General features: G+C 67.7%; 15 protein-coding genes. 4 read left to right on the top strand and 11 right to left on the bottom strand.

All coding sequences use genetic code 11. From position 1 onward, the window contains the following. Positions 1 to 26 precede the first annotated feature (26 nt). Positions 27 to 854: a DUF6454 family protein gene (locus AC07M1_RS02145; protein ID WP_495160921.1), complete on the bottom strand. Its 828-nt coding sequence runs from the start codon at positions 852 to 854 to the stop codon at positions 27 to 29. A gap of 195 nt (positions 855 to 1,049) precedes the next feature. Here AC07M1_RS02145 and AC07M1_RS02150 point away from each other — a divergent pair, with 195 nt between their 5' ends. Both AC07M1_RS02150 and pbpC read left to right on the top strand, forming a co-directional pair. Beyond that, on the top strand, positions 1,050 to 6,809 hold the full coding sequence (locus tag AC07M1_RS02150) for an alpha-2-macroglobulin family protein (RefSeq protein ID WP_495160922.1): 5,760 nt from the start codon (positions 1,050 to 1,052) through the stop codon (positions 6,807 to 6,809). A 138-nt stretch (positions 6,810 to 6,947) separates the two neighbouring features. Next, positions 6,948 to 9,137 carry a penicillin-binding protein 1C gene (gene pbpC, locus AC07M1_RS02155; RefSeq protein ID WP_495160923.1) on the top strand — a complete coding sequence of 730 codons (2,190 nt, stop codon included), beginning with the start codon at positions 6,948 to 6,950 and terminating at the stop codon, positions 9,135 to 9,137. Positions 9,138 to 9,362: 225 nt separating this feature from the next. On the opposite strand, the gene AC07M1_RS02160 is transcribed toward pbpC, so the two are convergent. Together AC07M1_RS02160 and AC07M1_RS02165 are read right to left on the bottom strand one after the other, a co-directional pair. Continuing rightward, the gene (locus AC07M1_RS02160; RefSeq protein WP_495160924.1) at positions 9,363 to 9,884 is read right to left on the bottom strand and encodes an RcnB family protein; all 522 of its coding nucleotides are present in this window, start codon (positions 9,882 to 9,884) and stop codon (positions 9,363 to 9,365) included. Positions 9,885 to 9,997: 113 nt separating this feature from the next. Next, positions 9,998 to 10,471, bottom strand: coding sequence for an outer membrane protein assembly factor BamE (locus AC07M1_RS02165; RefSeq protein ID WP_495160925.1), 474 nt, complete (start codon positions 10,469 to 10,471; stop codon positions 9,998 to 10,000). Positions 10,472 to 10,600: 129 nt separating this feature from the next. On the opposite strand from AC07M1_RS02165, the gene AC07M1_RS02170 reads away from it, so the two are divergent. Next, on the top strand, positions 10,601 to 11,119 hold the full coding sequence (locus tag AC07M1_RS02170; RefSeq protein WP_495160926.1) for a ubiquinol-cytochrome C chaperone family protein: 519 nt from the start codon (positions 10,601 to 10,603) through the stop codon (positions 11,117 to 11,119). Next, the gene (locus tag AC07M1_RS02175) at positions 11,116 to 11,631 is read left to right on the top strand and encodes a YceD family protein (protein ID WP_495160927.1); all 516 of its coding nucleotides are present in this window, start codon (positions 11,116 to 11,118) and stop codon (positions 11,629 to 11,631) included. The genes AC07M1_RS02170 and AC07M1_RS02175 overlap by 4 nt, the downstream gene beginning before the upstream one ends. Here the strand turns inward: AC07M1_RS02175 and AC07M1_RS02180 are convergent. The 8 genes from AC07M1_RS02180 to AC07M1_RS02215 form a co-directional block, all read right to left on the bottom strand. Beyond that, on the bottom strand, positions 11,628 to 12,548 hold the full coding sequence (locus tag AC07M1_RS02180; protein ID WP_495160928.1) for a hypothetical protein: 921 nt from the start codon (positions 12,546 to 12,548) through the stop codon (positions 11,628 to 11,630). The two genes, AC07M1_RS02175 and AC07M1_RS02180, sit on opposite strands and share 4 nt — an antisense overlap. A 159-nt stretch (positions 12,549 to 12,707) precedes the next feature. Then, positions 12,708 to 13,745, bottom strand: coding sequence for an SO2930 family diheme c-type cytochrome (locus AC07M1_RS02185; RefSeq protein ID WP_495160929.1), 1,038 nt, complete (start codon positions 13,743 to 13,745; stop codon positions 12,708 to 12,710). Then, entirely contained in the window at positions 13,742 to 14,938 is a 1,197-nt protein-coding gene (locus tag AC07M1_RS02190; RefSeq protein WP_495160930.1) for a parallel beta-helix domain-containing protein, read from the bottom strand. The genes AC07M1_RS02185 and AC07M1_RS02190 overlap by 4 nt, the downstream gene beginning before the upstream one ends. Before the next feature lie 72 nt (positions 14,939 to 15,010). Further along, positions 15,011 to 15,493, bottom strand: coding sequence for a hemerythrin domain-containing protein (locus AC07M1_RS02195; RefSeq protein ID WP_495160931.1), 483 nt, complete (start codon positions 15,491 to 15,493; stop codon positions 15,011 to 15,013). A gap of 63 nt (positions 15,494 to 15,556) precedes the next feature. After that, positions 15,557 to 17,023: a hypothetical protein gene (locus AC07M1_RS02200; RefSeq protein WP_495160932.1), complete on the bottom strand. Its 1,467-nt coding sequence runs from the start codon at positions 17,021 to 17,023 to the stop codon at positions 15,557 to 15,559. 132 nt (positions 17,024 to 17,155) lie between these two features. Beyond that, positions 17,156 to 17,557, bottom strand: a complete 402-nt coding sequence (locus AC07M1_RS02205) for a hypothetical protein (RefSeq protein WP_495160933.1) — start codon at positions 17,555 to 17,557, stop codon at positions 17,156 to 17,158. Between the two features lie 25 nt (positions 17,558 to 17,582). Then, a complete protein-coding gene (locus AC07M1_RS02210; RefSeq protein ID WP_495160934.1) occupies positions 17,583 to 18,116 on the bottom strand; it encodes a demethoxyubiquinone hydroxylase family protein in 534 nt (177 codons plus the stop codon). Further along, the gene (locus AC07M1_RS02215; RefSeq protein ID WP_495160935.1) at positions 18,113 to 18,577 is read right to left on the bottom strand and encodes a disulfide bond formation protein B; all 465 of its coding nucleotides are present in this window, start codon (positions 18,575 to 18,577) and stop codon (positions 18,113 to 18,115) included. Before AC07M1_RS02215 ends, AC07M1_RS02210 begins: the two co-directional genes overlap by 4 nt. Positions 18,578 to 18,585: the final 8 nt, after the last annotated feature.

The following is an 18,585-nucleotide window of genomic DNA, read 5'->3' on the forward strand; positions in this document are numbered from 1 at the left end:
CCGCTGGTGCATCGCCTGAAATTCGATCAGGCCGGCTCGTCCCCGCCCTGCTCATCCAGCCGGAAGTGGAACATGCGGCTGGGGCCGTCTTCGGGGACGAGGTAGAGGTCGCGGCCCTCGATCGCCATGCCTTCGCCGGTATAGGGGCCGCCGCGGCCGATCGGGCGGATCGGGCCGATGGCGCCGGCGCGCAGCGTGCGCGTGACCTTCATCGACGGCCAGTCGATCCAGTCGATCGCGCCGTTCCACGGCGTGATCGCGCCGCCCGCGACCAGCTGGTCGCCGACGAACTTCATATCCTGATGGCGGGTGGCGGAAGGGTTGGGAACGATGCGTGGCGGGGCGTTGCGCTTGAGGTCGAAGACATAGAGCAGCCGGCCGTCCCAATTGCCCGCGACCAGCGTGTCGCCCGATGCCGCGACGAAACCGAGATGGTCGGCGACCTGAATTTTCCGCCGTACTTTCAGGCTATCCGCATCGACCTCGATCAGGGTCGCGGAGCTGTTCGGCTTGTACTCCGCGACCGGGACCCAGATCGAGCGGCCGGAGATCGAGATGCCGCCGGGGTGGTAGCGCGCGCCGTCGGTCAGCTCCAGGCGCCGCAGGAAGCGGCCGGTGCGCCGGTCGAACGCGTGGAGCCAGGCCTTGCGGCTCCCCTCGTCGACCGAGGTGACCCAGATGCGCGTGCGCTCGAGTTCGAGGCCCTGGACGTGGAACAGCTCGCCATCGAGCTGGAGTGCGCCGATCAGTTGCGCCTGCTCGATCGGCTCGTCGGACGGGTCCGGCGCGGCGGCGGTCGACAGGCTGGCCAGCGCCAGGAGCGGCAGGCTGGACCGGATCGCCTTGCGGATCATCTGACTTGTCCCCGAACGTCGCTATTCGGGGGCCCTTCGCAGATTCATGTGTCAGAAAAGGCAAAGCCGCGTTTCAGAATTGCTGCACCGGGTGCGGGGCGGCAGTTACTCAAATCGCCGCGTTTTCAAAGCTGTCACTGGACTTCGCCATGGTGCGGGCGGTAGGTTTCGCGCCGTCCTGCAAGGGGAAGGATCATGAAGCACCTCGCACGCGCAGCCGCGGTTCTGGCTCTTGCGCTGACGCCGCTCGCGGCCTGGGGGGATTCCAGCCCTCAGGTGGTGCTGGCGACGCCCGGCATGGGCGATGGCGCGATCGAGCGCTTCACGCTTCGCTTCAGCGCGCCGATGGTGCCGCTGGGCGATCCGCGCGCGGCCTCCCCCGCCAAGGTCAATTGCCCGGTGGGCGGCGAGGGGCGCTGGGTCGACCAGCAGACCTTCGTCCACGACTTCGCGACCCCGCTCCCCGGCGGGACGGTGTGCGAGTTCGAGCTCAACGAGAAACTGAAGGGCCTGTCGGGCTACGCGGTCACCGGAACGCGCACGTTCAAGATCGATGCCGGCGGGCCGACCGTGAAGGGCATGCTGCCGAGCCGCTATGGCGGCGAAATCGAGGAGGACCAGGTCTTCCTGATCGGCACCAACATGCCCGCCACGCGCGCGTCGATCGCGGCGGGTGCCTATTGCGCGGTCGAGGGCCTGGGCGAGAAGATCCCGGTCGAACTGCTCGACGCCGAGCTGCCCGGCAAGCTGATCAAGGATTTGAACCCCGAGCGCTGGGAGGTTCGCAGCTTCCTCAACGATTCGGGGATCGCCGAGAAACTGCCCGAGGATGCGGGCGACCGCGCCAAGGCGCTGGCCAGCGTCGTCGCGGTCAAATGCGGCCGTCCGCTGCCCCCGGGGCGCGACGTCTCGCTCGTCTGGGGCGCATCGATCGCGGGCGCCGGCGGCAAGACCGCCGGGGCCGAGCAGCGCTTCGACTTCACCGTGCGCAAGCCGTTCACCGCGCGCTTCGAATGTTCGCGCGTCAACCCGCAGGCGGGCTGCTCGCCGGTGCAGGAGGCGTGGGTGCGCTTCAGCGCACGCGTGCCCAAGGAACTGGCCGAACAGGTCCGCATCGAGCTGCCCGACGGCAAGAAGCTGGCGCCCGAACTGTCGGACGACGACAAGCGGGCGAACACCGTCAGCGACCTCAAATTCAAGGCGCCGCTCCCGGCATCGACCACCGCCAAGCTCGTCCTGCCCGCGGGTGTGAAGGACGAGAGCGGCCGTGTGCTGGCGAACGCCGAACGCTTCCCGCTCGAGGTCCGCTTCGACGAAGCACCGCCGCTGGTGAAATTCGCCGCGCCGTTCGGGATCATCGAAGCGCAGGAGGGCGGCATCCTGCCCGTCACCGTGCGCAACGTCGAAGCCTCGCTTCAGGGCAAGGGCCTGTCGGTCACCGGCCAGCATATGCGCGTCGATGCCGCCGACGGCGTGATCGCCAAATGGCTGCGCAACATCGACAAGGCCGACGATTACGAGGTCGATGAGGTCAAGCGTGGCACGGAGACGGTCCGCATCAACCAGACCGGCGCCAAGTCGATCCTGCCCCAGGGCCTCGGCACGGCGCTCCAGCCGATCGCGCTACCCGGCAAGGGCAAGGAGTTCGAGGTCGTCGGAATCCCGCTCAAGAAGCCCGGATTCTATGTCGTCGAGCTGTCCTCGCCCCAGCTCGGCCAGGCTTTGCTCGGTCGCAACGCCCCGCGCTACGTCGCGGCGGGCGCGCTCGTCACCAACATGGCGGTGCATTTCAAATGGGGCCGCGAGGGCTCGCTCGCCTGGGTGACCTCGCTCGACAGCGGCAAGCCGGTGAGCGGCGCCGCCGTGCAGGTCACCGACAGCTGCACCGGCGCGGCGCTGGCCAAGGGCACCACCGACGATATGGGGCGTCTGACGGTCAAGCAGGGCATCCCCGAGCCGCAGAGCTGGGGCAATTGCGACGACAGCAGCTCGCACCCGCTGATGGTCTCGGCGCGCAAGGGCGACGATATGAGCTTCACGCTGACCGCGTGGGGCGAGGGCATCCGCCCGTACGATTTCGACCTGCGCTACGGCTATGAAGCCGCGAACGAGATCGTCCACACCATCTTCGATCGCGCCTTGGTGCGCCAGGGCGAGGTGGTGAACATGAAGCATGTGCTGCGCCGCCCGGTGGCGCAGGGCTTCATCACCCCGGCCGGCTTTACCGGCAAGTTGAAGCTCAGCCATCGCGGCTCGGACACCAGCTTCGAGTTGCCGGTCACCGTCGATGCCAGCGGCACCGGCGAGACGCAGTGGAACGTGCCGCAGGGCGCTCCGATGGGCGACTATGATCTGCAGTTCGTCGGCCCCGGCAAGGACGGCGCCGAGCAGACGATCTGGACCAGCCAGTCGATCAAGGTCGACGAATACAAGCTGCCGACGATGAAGGCGTCGGTCGCGGGGCCGAAAGAGGCCGCGATCAAGCCCAAGAGCCTGCCGCTCGACCTGTTCGTCGGCTATCTCTCCGGCGGGGGCGCGTCGAACCTGCCGGTCGAGCTGCGCATCGGCTATTATGACGGCATCTCGGCACCCACCGGCTATGACGGCTATACCTTTGGCGGGCGCGCGATCGCCGAGGGCACCAAGCCATTGAACGGCGAGGGTGAGGAAGACACCGTCACGCTGCCGCCGATGCAGACGTTGCCGGTGACACTGGGCGCCGACGGGACGGTGCGCACCAGCGTCGATATTCCCCAGACGCTCGACGGCAACAGCCAGATGCGTGTCGAGATGGATTATCAGGACGCCAATGGCGAGATCCTGACCGCGTCGCGCCGCGTGCCGATCTATGCCTCGGGCGTCCAGCTCGGGATCAAGACCGACGGCTGGCTGATGAAGGAGGATGACCTGCGCCTCCGCCTCGTCGCGCTCGGCACCGACGGCAAGCCGATCAAGGGCCAGAAGGTTCAGGTCGCGCTGTACAGCCGCGAGATCCTCACCGCGCGGCGGCGGCTGATCGGCGGCTTCTACGCCTATGAGAACAACGCCAAGACGACCAAGATCAGCGCAAGCTGCTCGGCGTCGACCGACGAGCTGGGACTGGCACAGTGCCAGATCGATCCGGGCGTGTCGGGCGAGGTCTATGCGGTGGCGACGACCACCGACGCCAACGGCAACACGGCGCGCGCCGTGACCTCCGTCTGGCTGGCGGGCGAGGATGACTGGTGGTTCGGCGGCGACAATGGCGACCGCATGGACGTCATCCCCGAGCAGCAGGAATATAAGTCGACCGACACCGCGCGCTTCCAGGTGCGCATGCCGTTCCGCAAGGCGACGGCGCTGGTGACGGTCGAGCGCGAAGGCGTGATGTCGAGCTTCGTCACCGAGCTGTCGGGCGACAATCCGGTGGTCGAGGTGCCGATGCAGGGCGTCTATGCCCCTGACGTGTTCGTTTCGGTCATGGCGGTGCGCGGGCGCATCGGCGGGTGGAAACTTTGGTGGGCGGACCTTGCCCGGCGCTGGAACCTGCCGTTCTTCTCGCGCGAGGGCGCGGCGCCGACCGCGATGGTCGATCTCGCCAAGCCGAGCTACCGCCTCGGCATCGCCAAGGTGAAGGTCGGCTGGGAAGGCCACCGCATGAACGTGGCGGTCAAGGCCGATAAGGAACGCTATGCCGCGCGCGACACCGCCAAGGTCGCGCTTCAGGTCAACAACCCCGACGGCAGCGTCGCGCCAAGCGCCGATGTCGCCTTCGTCGCGGTGGACGAGGCGCTGCTCCAGCTCGCTCCCAACGAGAGCTGGGATGTGCTGGGTGCGATGATGGGCGAACGGCCGATCTCGGTCCTCACCTCGACCGCGCAGACCCAGGTGGTCGGCAAGCGTCACTATGGCCGCAAGGCGGTCGAGGCCGGCGGCGGTGGCGGCGGCGATCTCTCGGCGCTCAACCGCGAGAATTTCCAGCCGGTGTTGCTGTGGCGCGGCAAGGTGCCGCTCGACGCACAGGGCAAGGCGCAGGTCGATGTGCCGCTCTCCGACGCGCTGACCTCGTTCAAGCTCGTCGCGATCGCGCTGGGCGACAAGGGCCAGAGCTTCGGCACCGGCGAGACCAGCATCCGCAGCGCACAGGATCTGTCGATCTTCGCCGGCATTCCGCCTTTGGTGCGCAATGGCGACTTCTTCTCGGCCGGCTTCACGCTGCGCAACGGCTCGGACAAGCCGATGAAGGTGACCGCGCATGTCGAGCTGTCGCCCAAGGTGGCCGAGGGCCGCGACCTGACGGTCGAGATCCCGGCGGGCGGCGCGGTACCGATCGCGTGGAACCTCACCGCACCGGCGGGCTTCGACAAGCTCCAGTGGAAGGTCACCGCCAAGGACGAAAGCGGCAAGGCCAGCGACGCGATCACCGTCGCCCAAGAGATCGCGCCGGCGGTGCCGGTCGAGACTTGGGCGGCGACCCTGGTTCGCGTCGGCGAGGGTGGGCCGGTGGCGATTCAGCCGCCGGCGGGCGCGTTGCCGGGGATCGGCAACGTCTCGATCCTGCTCACCGATACGCTGACTCCGCCGCTTCAGGGCGTGCGCGACTATATGGCGGCCTATCCCTATGGCTGTTTCGAGCAGCGCACCTCGCGCGCGATCGTGCTCGGCGACATGGGCGAGTGGAATCGCCTGTCGGGCGAGATGCCGGTCTATCTCGATAGCGATGGCCTGCTGCGCTACTTCCCGTCGGACAGCCTGCGCGGGTCGGAAGCGCTGACCAGCTATATCCTGTCGATCACCGCCGAGGCGGGGCTGCCGATCCCCGACGGTCCGCGTGGGCGGATGATCGAGGCGCTCAAGGCGGTGCTCGACGGGCGGCTGCGGCACGAGGATTATGGCGATGTCCGCCTGCAGAAGGTCGCGGCATTCGCGGCGCTGGCGCGGCAGGGTGCGGCCACCGCCGCGATGCTCGGCCAGATCGGCATGACCCCGCAGGACATGCCGACCTCGACGCTGGCCGATTACATCGCCGCGCTGGGCAAGGTGCCCGGCCTCGCCAATGGCGCGCAGCTGCGCGCGGCGGCGGAAGGCGTGCTCAAGACCCGGCTGGTCTATGAAGGCACGCGCATCGATTTGTCCGACAGCGCCAACACCGCGTGGTGGATGATGTCGTCGGGCGACGAATCGGTGCTGCGCGCGCTGGTCGCGACATTGGGTCGCCCGACCTTCTCGGGCGAGGGACCCAAGATGATGGTTGGCGCCGCCTTCCGTCAGCAGCGCGGCCATTGGGACACCACCACCGCCAACGCATGGGGCGTGATCGCCGCGCGGAAATTCGGCCAGGTCTATCCGGCGAGCGCGGTGGCGGGGATCACCACCGCATCGCTCGGCGGGCAGAGCGTCACGCGCAGCTGGCCGCTGCCCGATCCGCAGCGCAGCTTCGTCATGGCGCTGCCCACGCAGCAGGCGCCACTGACGCTGAGCCAGTCGGGCGGGGCAGGGCCCTGGGCGATGGTTCAGGTCAAGGCGGCGGTGCCGCTGACCCAGCCGCTGAGCGCCGGCTACAAGCTGTCGCGCAAGACCGAGGTGGTCCAGGCCAAGACGCAGGGGACGCTGACGCGCGGCGACGTGATCCGCGTGACGCTGACGGTCGAGGCGACCGCCGACCGCAACTGGGTGGTGATCAACGACCCGGTCCCGGCGGGCGCGACCGTCATCGGATCGCTGGGCGGACAGTCCGAGATGCTGGCCGAGGGCGGCGAGACGTCGGGATCGCAGCCGAGCTATGTCGAGCGTGGGCGCGACGCCTGGCGCGGCTATTTCGCCTGGCTGCCGCGCGGCACGCATACGGTGACGTACGTCATGCGGCTCAACGCCGCGGGCCGGATGCAGATGCCGCCTTCGAAGGTCGAGGCGATGTACTCGCCCGAGATCCGCGCGGCGGTGCCGAACCAGCCGATGGTGATCGCGCAGCGATGACGTGAGCGGTTTTCGGAAGTCCCCAATAACCGTCACCCCGGCCTTGTGCCGGGGTCCACGGCTCCCGACGCGGCGCGCTGGAACCTCTTGCTCCGCGCTGGCCTCTCGGTGGACCCGGGCACAAGGTCGGGGTGACGGATGAGCCGGGTGTCCAACCTCTGGCAGCGCGCCCGCACCCTCTGGGCACGCCTCGAAGCCCCCACCCACCGCGTCTGGTGGACCGGCCCCCGCATCGCCATCGCCGCGATCCTCGGCTTGGCCGCGATCTATGGCGTCGCCGATTATGCGACGCGACCGCCGCTGCTGCCGGGCCACGGCGCCACCGTCGCGGCGTGGAGGCCGTCCGAGGCGTGGCTCTACGATCGCGACGGGCGGCTGCTCGATTCGGCGCGGGTCGATTTCCAGGCACGCCGCCTCGCCTGGGTGCCACTCGACAAGATCGCGCCGGCGGCGGTCGAGGCGCTGGTCGCGGCGGAGGACAAGCGCTTCCGCGATCATGACGGGATCGACTGGTGGTCGGTCGCCGGATCGATCCGCGACCGGATCGAGGGGAAACGCGCGCGCGGCGCCTCGACGCTGTCGATGCAGGTCGCGGCCTATCTGTCGCCCGGTCTTGCCGCGCCGGGATCGCGCGGCCTGCGTGACAAGCTGCGCCAGATGCGCGCGGGCGCGGCGATCGAGCGGACATGGAGCAAGGATGATATCCTTGAAGCTTATCTCAATCTCGCGGGGTTTCGCGGCGAGGCGCAGGGGATCGGCGCCGCCGCGCTCGGCCTGTTCGGCAAGACGCCTGAAGCGCTGACCCGCGACGACGGGCTGTTGCTCGCGGCGCTGTTGCCCAACCCCACGGCGGGGACGACGGAGGTCGCGCGTCGCGCCTGTGCCCTGTCCCGAGAGAGCGATTGCTCACGCTTTGCGGGCGCCGCTGCCTCGATGCTCGGCCCGGCGCGCAGCCTGGCGCTCGATCCTGGCCTTGCGCCGCACCTCTCCAACCGGCTGCTCACCCAGCCCGGCCTGCGCGTCGAGACGACGATCGACGCGCGCATTCAGCGGCTGGCGATGCGCGCGCTGCGGCGTCAGTTGCAGGGACTGGGCGGGACGCGCGCGCGCGATGGCGCGGTGATCGTCGCGGACAATGCGACCGGCGAGATTCTCGCCTGGGTCGGCGGAATCGGCGGCGCGTCGACCGCGCCGTCGGTCGATGGCGCCAACAGCTATCGCCAGGCGGGATCGACGCTCAAGCCCTTCCTCTACGCCCTGGGACTCGAGAAGGGGTATCTGACCCCCGCCTCGATTCTCGACGATTCACCGGTTCAGCTCGACACCGCATCGGGGCTGTACGTCCCGCAGAATTACGACCGCGCCTTCAAGGGGCCGGTGACCGCGCGCGCGGCGCTGGCGGGGTCGCTCAACGTGCCCGCGGTGCGCACCTTGCTGCTGACGGGGGTGGAGCCGTTCCGCGATCGCCTCTGGGACACCGGCTATCGCGGGTTGACCGAGAGCGGCGACTATTATGGCTACAGCCTTGCGCTCGGCTCGGCCGAGGTGACGTTGGTCGAGCAGGCGGCGGCGTTCCGCAGCCTCGCGCGCGGCGGGCGCTGGTCGCCGCTGCATGTGCGCAAGGACGCGAAGGTCGAGCCGGATCGCGCGACGACGACGCCGCAGGCGGCGTGGCTGGTCGCCGACATGCTCGCCGACCCCAATGCCCGCGCCGGCACGTTCGGCATGGATTCGGCGCTGCGTTTGCCGTTTTGGGCCGCCGTGAAGACGGGCACGTCGAAGGCGATGCGCGACAATTGGTGTGTCGGCTTCACGGACCGCTACACGGTCGCTGTATGGGTAGGAAACCTTGAGGGCGATCCGATGCGCGCGGTGTCGGGGACCAGCGGAGCCGCGCCGGTATGGCGCGATGTGATGATGGCGCTCCATGCACAGGCCCCGGGCCGCGCGCCTGCCCGGCCCGAGGGGATCGAGGCGCGCGAAATCCGCTTCACCGGCAATCTGGAACAGCCGCGCCGCGAATATTTCCTGAAGGGCACGGGGATGAGCGAGATCGCGGTCGCGCCGCCTGCCTCGCGCCGTCCCCATATCGTGAGTCCGGTGTCGGGCAGCGTCTATGCCCTCGACCCCGATATCCCGGTCGATCGGCAGCGGATGGCGATCACTGTGTCGGGTGAGGTGACGGGCCACCGGCTCGAGCTGGACGGCCGCGATCTGGGTGCGGCGGACGCGCGACCGATGGTTTTGGCCGGACCGGGGCGGCATCGCCTGCGGTTGGTCGATCCTGGCGGGCGCGTGGTCGATCAGTTGCTGTTCACGGTGCGCTGAGCGGGCAGGATACTGCTCCGGAGCCTTTTTCCACCGTGTCGATCGGTTGCCACTGGGACACGGAAACCGGAAAAGTGCCTCGGCGGCGGCCGCAATTTCGCAGGGAATCGAACCAAAGCGATTCCCGCGCGTTGCGGCAAATGGTCCTACCCTTTCGGGACCGGAATACGAGTAGGCCGCGCCGGCAGCGTATTCGCCGGCGCGGCCATTTTTGTAAGTGGCAACTTACCAGAAGAAGTTGCGGATCACCCGGACGACATAGCCGCGCCGGGTATCGACCAGCAGGACGTCGTCATAGTGACGCACCCAACGCTGTCCGTAGCCCGCCGGCGGCAGGCGATAACGCCACGGATCGCTGATGAAATAGCGGCTGCCATAATATTGCGGCCCGATGCGCGCGCCGTCGCGGAAGCCGTAATAGCGGAATGGCGCACGCCACTGGCCACGCGAATAGGTACCGCGATTGCGGTCGCGCCAGCCACGCCAGTCGTCATTGCCCCAGCGGCGGTTACGGTCCTGGACCGAATCGCGCAGGTCGCGGCGGGCATCGCGGACATCGTCGCGCTCGCGGCGCACGTCGCGGCGATCGCCATAGCGTTCGGCACGGCGCAGCTCGCGCTGCTCTTCGCGCAGCTGCTCGCGGTCACGGCGGACCTCGCGCTGGCTCTGGGCATGGGCGGTCATCGGTGCCATCGCCGGCATGGCGACGGCGGCGATCAGCGCCGAAATCATGAGCTTCTTTCTCATCACAGCTCTCCTTGGTTCAAACCGGAAGCGATCCGGCGTGATCCTGGGTCTAGAGCCGCCTGACTGAACGTCCCGAAAATGGGGCAGTCAGCAAAATGAAAGGCTTACGGCTCCTACGGGCCGCCGCTCGGCCCCGGTCCCCCGGCGCCAGGGGCACCGACGGTTCCGATATTGCCGAACAGATCCTCGAAGAAGCCGCGCTCGCGACCCAAGGTCGGGGTCTTCTTGTTCGATGGGTTGATCGACGCGACCTGCTCCACGCCGGTGCGGGTCACCTCGACGACATTGCCCTGCGCATCGAAGCGGATACGCAGCGTGGTCTGTTCGCGCGGCTTGGGGTTGTTGAAGGCATAATTGCGGGTGTTGCGCCCGACATAATACCATTCACCCTGGTTGAACTGGCTGGTCAGCGTCGGCTTGCCCAGCGTCGCCAGCACCGATTCGCGATTGTCCACGCCCGGCTGGACCGAGTTCACCAGATCGGCGTCGACGACATAGCCCTGATAGCCGCGAAGCGGTGCGCAGGCGCCCGTTCCCAGAAGGGCGGCGCCGCAAGCAGCGGTAAGAAGGGCACGGGCGGAAATCATCAAACTCACTCTCCCAGGGCGGGCAGGCCCATGACGGACGGGCGCTATGCATTGCATCGCGGGCCGTTCGCCTCAATATGCGCCCGCGCTCGCGCAAACAAGTCGCGCGGGCGGGTGGAGCACAGGAACATGGGATTGTGGCAACGGCTGGCCGGACGCAAGGCGGAAAATCCCGCGGCGGCGCTGTATCAGGCCGTCGTGGCGCGCGGACGCGAGCCGCATTGGTATGAAGCGGGCGGCGTGCCCGACACGGTCAACGGCCGGTTCGACACCATCGCGAGCGTATTGGCGGTGGTCTTGCTGAGGCTGGAGGCGGAGCCGACGGCGGCGGAGACGATCGCACGGCTGATCGAGTGCTTCGTCGAGGATATGGACGGCCAGCTGCGCCAGATCGGCATCGGCGACGTCGTGGTCGGCAAGCGGATGGGCAAGATGATGGGCCTGCTCGGCGGACGACTGGGCGCCTATCGCGACGCATTGGTGACGGGGACCGAGTCCCTCGACGAGGCGTTGCTGCGCAACCTCTATCGCGCCGAGGATCCGGGCGCCGCGGCGCTGGCGCATAGCGCGGGCGAGCTGCGCGCGCTCCACGCGACGCTCGCGCGAGTCGAGCTCGACGCGTTGATGGCGGGACGCCTGACGGCATGATTCCCGAATTTTCCCGGCCTCAGCGGCTCGACACGATCGGCGCGGGTGAGCGTAGCGTGCGCGTCGAGGCGGATGCGGACGAGCGCGGCGCGCTGGCCCGCCGTTTCGGGCTGATCGCGATCGATAAGCTCGTTGCCGATTACGCGATCCGCTCGGACGCTGCAGGCACCATCGCGCGCGGCCATTTGTCAGGCGCGGTGGTTCAGCCGTGCAGCATCACCGGCGATGCGGTTCCGGCGAAGATCGAAGAGGATTTCGCGATCCGCTTCGTTCCCGAAGGCGGCGAAAGCGGCGACGAGGTCGAGCTGAGCGAAGGCGATTGCGACACCGTCTTCTACAGCGGCGGGGCGATCGACCTGGGTGAAGCGGCGGCGGAGACGCTGGCGCTGGCGCTCGATCCGTTCCCGCGCAGCCCGGGTGCGGAGGCGGCGTTGCGCGAGGCCGGGGTGCTGAACGAGGAGGAGGCCGGGCCGTTCGCGGCGCTGGCGAAGCTTAAACAGCCAAAGCCTTAGCGAATCGGCGTGAGTGGCGGTCGCGCGGCAAGATAAGCCCGGGCGGGATCGTCGAACGGAAAGCCTTGCGCCGCCAGCCCGCCCAGCAGGCGGCGGATGTTCTGGACGCTGGCGTCGGTCACGGCCTGGGCGGTGGGGTGCGCCAGCCAGGCGCCGTTGACCCTGAATCCGCCGTTTTCCCGCACCAACGAGCCGATCTGGGTCATCGCCGACAGATGTCGGTGGGCGGTGACCGGCGTCACCCCGATCATCCGGGCCACCGTCCGCGAGGCAACCGGCCTGTCGGCTCGGCTTAGCGCGTCGCTGCCGCGGTGATTGCGGCAGTTGGCGGCAACCACGGTGGAAAACAGGATAAGGTCGAGCCAGCTTGCGTGGCGCTCGCGATTGGTCTGGAGTACCGCGAGCATAAGGTCGACCGCTGTGCGCACGCCATTTGCCATCTCATAATGTGTGATGCCTCGCGCCTGGGGCAACGGTTCGCCGGCAGCGGCCATGCTCTCGACGAAGCGGACGAAGCAATCGTGGGACCAGCGCAGTAGATGCGCGATCCTGGGACGGCGTAGCCCTTCGGCGGTGACATGAATGCGGTTACCGTGGCGGGCGCAGAGTCCGTCGTCGATCAGCGCGTTCACGTGCCGCCGGATCGTTTCATAGGGCCGGCCGAGCGAGGCCGCGAGCGCGTGGGCGGACGTCGGCACCATCGTTGCGGCTTCCGAATCTGACAGGCCGGTCACGCGTGCGGCGAGGGTGTAAATGATGAACCGGTCGATCCGCCCGCCGAACACGCGAACGCCGTGCGCAAGCAGACTGGTCTGCAGTTCGGCGAGGTGACGGGTGGCGGCGCGAACCTGAGCGATCGGTATTTCCGTCGCATTGCCCCGATGGGGAAGCTCGGCGGAGTCCGGCGTCAGCCGCATCGGTCCGATTTGTACGCGGCAGGCCGCTGTCGTGCCGCTGGGAGCGCAAGGTTCGCCACAACGGGCGGATCGGGAAACACCAGGCACATATTCGCTGAAACGCAGCGTGTGCGGGATAAGTTGCCAAGTCAAAACATCAGCCACCCGAGTTGGTGATGTTCAACGCTTTTGGGTTTGGGCCGCGGACATCGAATCGATCCATTGCGAGAGCATGGCGATGCCTTCGTCATGCGCGGTCGCGCGTCCCAGTTCGGGCATGGCGATGCCGGGATCGGTGCTGCGCAGGCGATAGATCAGGATCGAGGCGTCGGCGTTGCCGGGTTGAATTGCGAACTCGCGCCCGCCGCTGCCGCGCCCCGCCGCGACCGGTCGCTTTCCGATGCCGATCGTCACCGCTTCCTTGCGGTCAAGCTCAAGGAACAGGCCCGAATTGGACGCCGCGCCCGCCGGATTGTGGCAATGCGCGCAGTTGATCTCGAGATAGGCGCGCGCGCGGGCATCGAGTGGCGCCTTGGGGTCGTCCCAGCGCGCGACGCGCGGGGCGTTTGCGGGCACGCGGTCGAGCACACCGGCGGCGACCAGCTTCTGGAGCTGACCATTGTGGTTGAGGTAGCGCGCCTTGGGGCCGATCGGGGTGATCTGACCGGACAGGGCGTGGCAATCCTTGCACTGATTCTGGTTGGGGACGGCGTAGCTGATCTGGCGCAGCTTGCCCGAGGGGTCGGTGAAGCTGACCGCCAGCCGCGTGCCCGCGCGCTTCAGCACCGCATCGGTACCCTCGGCGTTCCAGACATAGGGGATCGCGACCCAACCCGCCGCGCGGCGTAGCAGTAGACGCGTCTCGATCGGCCGGAACGCCGCCCCTTCACCATAGCCGAAGGTCTTGATGAGGGCGCTGCCGACGGGGAAGTCGAACGCCTTGGCGGGATCGTATTTCGCCTTCGCCCCGGCGGGCACGTAGATGAAGCGCTGCTTGACCGTATAGTCTGAGAAGAGCGCGGTCTCGAGGTCGTAGCCGACGACACGTGAGGCTGGAGTCCGCTTCACCAGATCGGCGAAGAAGCCATAGTCGGACAGTTTCGCCGGATAGCCATCGGCGGCGATCGCGGCGTCGTTGACCTGCGGCGACGGGCGCGCCGCGGCAGCGGCGAAGCCCAGCACCGCGAGCCCGAGCAGCGCCGCGCCGATCCGCTTCACTTGGCCGCAGCCTCCATCTCGGGCGGCAGCACGATCGGGGAGGGTTGCGCGACATCCGGGGCATTGAGCTCGACCTTCGACGGCTTGGCGGTGTCGGTCGATGCGCCGAGCGCAAGGCCGAGGCCGAGCACCGGCACGGCATCGGCGACACGCAGTCCCAGTTCCGAGACAGTCCCGGTGCCGTCCCACCACACCGGCGGCGCGCTTCCGCCAAACGCCGCGGTCAGGAATCCACCGCCCGGCACGTCGGGTGCGAAGCCGGCGCGGCCATGACGGTTGCCGGAGACGATGATGCGGCGCGGATAGGGGTTGTACTTCGCGTCCTCGAACTTCGATCGGTAGGAGATGATCATCACGTTCGCGGTGGCATGTTCCGACAGATCGTTGTCGAAGACATGGACGCCGTCATTGGCCATCACGAGCACGCCGGTACCCTTGGGCACGGTCGCGACGATATTGCCCTTGGGCGCGAAGTTCGGCGTGTCGTTGGCGAACACCTTGTTGCCGAACACGCGCACCCCGCCGCCGTTCATGCGGGGGAGATTGGGCAGATCGAACACCAGGATGCCGCCGGTATTGCCCGTGGCGGTGTTGCCATGGACGTCGGCGTGATTGCTGTTCTCGATCTCGATCCCCGCGACATTCTGCGAGACGGTCGAGTTGCGCACGACGATGCGCTCGGACTGGCCGACATAGATACCGGCGTCGGACGCGCCCTTCACCGTGACGCCGTCGACCAGGATGGTGTGGCTGGAGACGGGATAGACGCCATAGGCGCCGTTGGTCGCCTTGGGCCCGCCGGTCCATTCGACGCGGATATCCTTGTAGACGATGCGGTTGGCGTCCTTGGACTTGATCCCGTCGCCCTTGCTGTCCTCGACCGCGAAGCCGCGCAGCACGACATCGTCGGAGGTGACGAGCAGCCCTTCGCCCGCGCCGAGCTGGCCCTTGAAACTCAGCACGGTCTTGTCCGGCCCGGCGCCGCGCACCGTGACCTTGTCGACGTCGAGGCTGAGGCCGTCGGTCAGATCGAACCGACCCGCGCCGATCTGGACGACATCGCCGGGCTTGGCGTCGAGCAGCGCTTCCTGCAGCCGTTCCTGCGCATTGGGGCCAGCGGGGACGTCGATGGTCTTGGCGAGCGCGGCGGACGACGCGACGGCGAACAGCGCAACGGCGGCGGTGCGGATCATGAGCCTCTCCCTGTTTTGAGAGGCAGATTACGCGCTCCGTCGCGTCCGTCCAGTCACTAACATGCCTGTCAGTTATTCGCGCGCGTCGCCCGGCAGCTCATCCTCGGCGCGCGCCAGCTCCTTCGGTTTACGCTTCTCGAACACCGTAGCGAGCCGGTCCTTGGTCGCGGAGTCGAGATCCTTCGCCGCGGCGGGGAACATCTCTTCCTCTTCCTCGTCGATATGATGGAGATAGCGGTGGCGCATCGTCTTGAAGCGGGTCAGCCAGCCGGTCGAACTCATTTCCATCTCGACCAGCTCGCCCAGCATGTCGTCGACCTCCTTGTGCTCGGACACCGAATGGCGGGCGTCGTCGCGCAGATCGGGGTTGGCGAGCATGGTCGCGTAGAGCGACTCCTCCTCGGCGGCGGCGTGCGCCTGAAGCTCCAGCCGCAGTTCCTCGAACAGGGTGCGGCGTTCCGCGCTGTCGCCGCTGGTCTCGCCAATCGCGTCAAGTAGCTTGCGCTGTCGGTCATGGTCGCGCTTCAGCTCCGCGAAAATCCGGTCGTCGGCCATCGGAACTCTCCTCTGGCCATTTCAACCAGTCAGACCGAACGAAGTTTCAGCCGCGAATCATTCTCAAGCGGTTTCAGGGACTTGTCGCTCCCGCATCCACGCCAGCGCGAGCAACGCCGAAAGCAATCCGGCGAGCGCCAGATAGACGCCGAGGCCGGTCCATGCCGACCAGCCCCAGAATTCATTCGGGATGGTGCGGATGTCGCCGCTCAGGAACTTGGGAATGATGTGCTGGGTCACCGGGGCGGGGTAGAAATGCGGCGCCTGAACCTCCGCTGCGGTGATGGCGAGGTTGATCGCGACACTTGCGGCAAGGAAGCCGCCGCCGAGCCATTTCTCCACGCGGCTCGCGCCCGCCCAGAAGGCGGCGAGGCCGATGGCGAGATAGGCGACCGCGGGGAGCGCATGACGCGGCCCGGTCGAGTTGCCGCCGTCCCAATAGACATAGGACGCGTGGTAGAGGAACGCGACGATCGCGCCAGCCGCCACCATGATGCCGATGTCACGGGTCTTCGAATCGCGCAGCAATGTCCAGATGCCGAACGGCGCGAGCACCAGCACCGGCGCCACCCAAACCATGCCGCGCCGCTTGCCGCCGAGGATCTCCCACAGGATGTCGGGCTTCGGATAGGTGAGGCCGAACAGCCCTTGTTGCATGCCCTCAAACCCGACCACGCCCGAATAGCCGGTCTGGAAGGGGTGGCCGAACACGGCGATGTTGTAGGCGAAGAGCGGGATGGAGGCGATGATGCCGCCACCGAGCGCGAAAGCGAGAGTGCGTGCGATGGCCGAGGCCTTCCAGCGGCGGATGCGCCATAGCGCCCAAAGCGCGACCGGCGCGCCGGTGAGGATCGCGCTATGCTCGATCACCACCGCCCAGCCGAGCGCGAGCCCCGCGATCAGCGCATAGCGGCCGGGATGCGTTCCCTTGCCGGTACCACGCCAGACCGCCCATAGCGCGATGGCGATCAGCGCCGTGGTGGGCGCATGGCCGAAATAGGTGGTGCTCCACCCCCACATCGTCGTTCCGAAGGCGAAGCCGACGGCGCCGAACAGCCCCGCGGCGCGGCTACGGGTGATGCCGGTGCCGAGCTGGAGCAGCGCGATCGCCGCCAATGCGGTTAGGATGGCGTTGGTAAAGCCGATCGCGACGCGCATTCGCACCGCCAGGAAATGTTCGGCGACGGGATCGAACATGCGATGGGGAATGTCGAACGAGCTACGGTCGGTGACCTGATTGGTCAGCGCTACCCAGGGCAACGCCATCAGCGTCATGCCCGGCGCCTTGTCCATGTAGAAATGGCCGTCGAACAGCGCCTTGTCGATCGTCATGTCGGTGAAATTGTCGATCCGCGCATCGCCATGCTCGACGATGGCGGTGGCGGCGAGCAGCCGCGTCGCGCTGTTCGGATTGAACGCCCAGGAGCCGAACCACGTGCAGGACAGCCAGACCAGCGCGAACAACAACGCCGGAACGCGCCAGTGTCCGCGCGCTTCACCCAACCCGATTCCCCGCATCGTCGAATTCATTGCAGCCCATCACCGTCATGTCATTGTCCCGGCACGAGCGGGACCCATTGGAGCTGACGTTGCGGCGTTGCCTGTTCCGTCAGCCGGAAGGGTTCCGGCCTATGCAAGGATGATGATCGATAGGATTGGATCCTAGTCGGGCAGGACCTTCTCGGCCCGCTTGCGGGCGTCGGCCTCAGCCTTGCCGGCCTGGATCTCGCGGGTCGAACAACCGATTCCGCCGCCGGCGCCGACCGCCGAACAGCTGCCGATACCGGTCCCGCCCGTGTTCAGCGCGTCCTGCTGGCGCACCGCCCAACTCTGATTCTGCGGCGTTACGTCCTGGCCGCGCAGCTCCTTGGGGATGCGGAACCGCTCCTCGGCGGGGCGGCGGACACAGATCACCACCTCGTCGCCATCGGCGTTGGTGGGGCATTTGTCGTCGCCATAGATCACCAGCACGCCGTTCTGCGCCGCATTCTGGGCGAATGCGGGCAGCGGCGTCGCCATCGGCGCGGCGGCAAGGACAAGGCTCAGCAGGATCGTCTTCGTCATCGTCAACTCCGTACCCCTATCGCCCCTATATCCGTTTCGAGACCGCAATGGCAGCCTTGCATGCCAGCCGGATCGCGCCGGCGAGCAAGGGATAGGCCGGCGCGTTCTCCGCCCCCGCCGCCAGTGCCGAATCGCGATGCTCGAGTTCCTCGGCGCGAAACTCCGCAACCGCCGCCGACAGCACCGGATCGCCGTCACCAAGCGCGTCGAGCTGCTCCTGGTAGTGGAGGTCGATCTCGGTCTCGACCGCGACGGTGCATGCCATCGCCGCCGCCGGACCGATCGCCGCGGTCGCCGCGCCCAGCGCGAAGCCCGCGACGTTCCAGATCGGCTGAAGTGCGGTCGGGCGCACGCCGCGCTGCGCGATCAGCGCGTCGAAAAAGGCGCGGTGCCGCTCCTCCTGGTTCGCCATGCCCGAAATCGCGCGCGCCATGTCATGCCGGTCGCCCATCACCGCGAGCTGGCCGGCATAGATTCGCGTGGCGCCATATTCGCCCGCCTGATCGACGCGGATCATCGACGCGATCGCGTCGCGACGGTCGCCGGGCTTCCAGTTCATCGGCGTTGCTTCCTGAGCATCAGTATCGCGATCACCAACGCGCCACCGAGCGAAAGGATCGCATTCCAGCCTGCGAGCGAGATGCCGAGGAAATGCCAGGGCGCGACGTCACAGCGCACCAAGGGCGCGTTCATGATCGCCTCAAGCGCGCTGCCGCCGCCGAAATGGGTGGCGCACTGGGTGATGCCCTCCCACCATTTATACTCGACCCCGGCATGGAAGGCGCCGATCCCGCCGCTGATCGCGATGGCCAGCGTCGCCAGCCAGACCAGGGCGTCCCGGAACGGCTTGGTCGCGAACGACAGCGCGGCGAGCGCGATGGCGGTGTAGTGCGGCCAGCGCTGCCACATGCACATCTCGCACGGGAACAGCCCGCCGACATATTGGCTGTAGAGCGCGCCGGCCATCAAGCCGAGGGGAAGCAGCAGGGCAAGCGCCTGCGCGGTGCGGCGGGGTGTCATGACCTTCC

The sequence above is a fragment of the Sphingomonas sp. GW821-FHT10C01 genome (assembly GCF_059415525.1).

Excerpts from the sequence above, each read along its gene's own strand:
- AC07M1_RS02215 (WP_495160935.1), bottom strand. The coding sequence starts at position 18,577 with ATGACACCCCGCCGCACCGCGCAGGCGCTTGCCCTGCTGCTTCCCCTC.
- AC07M1_RS02160 (WP_495160924.1), bottom strand. The coding sequence starts at position 9,884 with ATGAGAAAGAAGCTCATGATTTCGGCGCTGATCGCCGCCGTCGCCATG.
- AC07M1_RS02150 (WP_495160922.1), top strand. The coding sequence starts at position 1,050 with ATGAAGCACCTCGCACGCGCAGCCGCGGTTCTGGCTCTTGCGCTGACG.
- AC07M1_RS02170 (WP_495160926.1), top strand. The coding sequence starts at position 10,601 with ATGGGATTGTGGCAACGGCTGGCCGGACGCAAGGCGGAAAATCCCGCG.
- AC07M1_RS02145 (WP_495160921.1), bottom strand. The coding sequence starts at position 854 with ATGATCCGCAAGGCGATCCGGTCCAGCCTGCCGCTCCTGGCGCTGGCC.
- AC07M1_RS02210 (WP_495160934.1), bottom strand. The coding sequence starts at position 18,116 with ATGAACTGGAAGCCCGGCGACCGTCGCGACGCGATCGCGTCGATGATC.
- AC07M1_RS02180 (WP_495160928.1), bottom strand. The coding sequence starts at position 12,548 with ATGCGGCTGACGCCGGACTCCGCCGAGCTTCCCCATCGGGGCAATGCG.
- AC07M1_RS02200 (WP_495160932.1), bottom strand. The coding sequence starts at position 17,023 with ATGAATTCGACGATGCGGGGAATCGGGTTGGGTGAAGCGCGCGGACAC.
- AC07M1_RS02195 (WP_495160931.1), bottom strand. The coding sequence starts at position 15,493 with ATGGCCGACGACCGGATTTTCGCGGAGCTGAAGCGCGACCATGACCGA.
- AC07M1_RS02165 (WP_495160925.1), bottom strand. The coding sequence starts at position 10,471 with ATGATTTCCGCCCGTGCCCTTCTTACCGCTGCTTGCGGCGCCGCCCTT.
- AC07M1_RS02205 (WP_495160933.1), bottom strand. The coding sequence starts at position 17,557 with ATGACGAAGACGATCCTGCTGAGCCTTGTCCTTGCCGCCGCGCCGATG.
- AC07M1_RS02190 (WP_495160930.1), bottom strand. The coding sequence starts at position 14,938 with ATGATCCGCACCGCCGCCGTTGCGCTGTTCGCCGTCGCGTCGTCCGCC.
- pbpC (WP_495160923.1), top strand. The coding sequence starts at position 6,948 with ATGAGCCGGGTGTCCAACCTCTGGCAGCGCGCCCGCACCCTCTGGGCA.
- AC07M1_RS02175 (WP_495160927.1), top strand. The coding sequence starts at position 11,116 with ATGATTCCCGAATTTTCCCGGCCTCAGCGGCTCGACACGATCGGCGCG.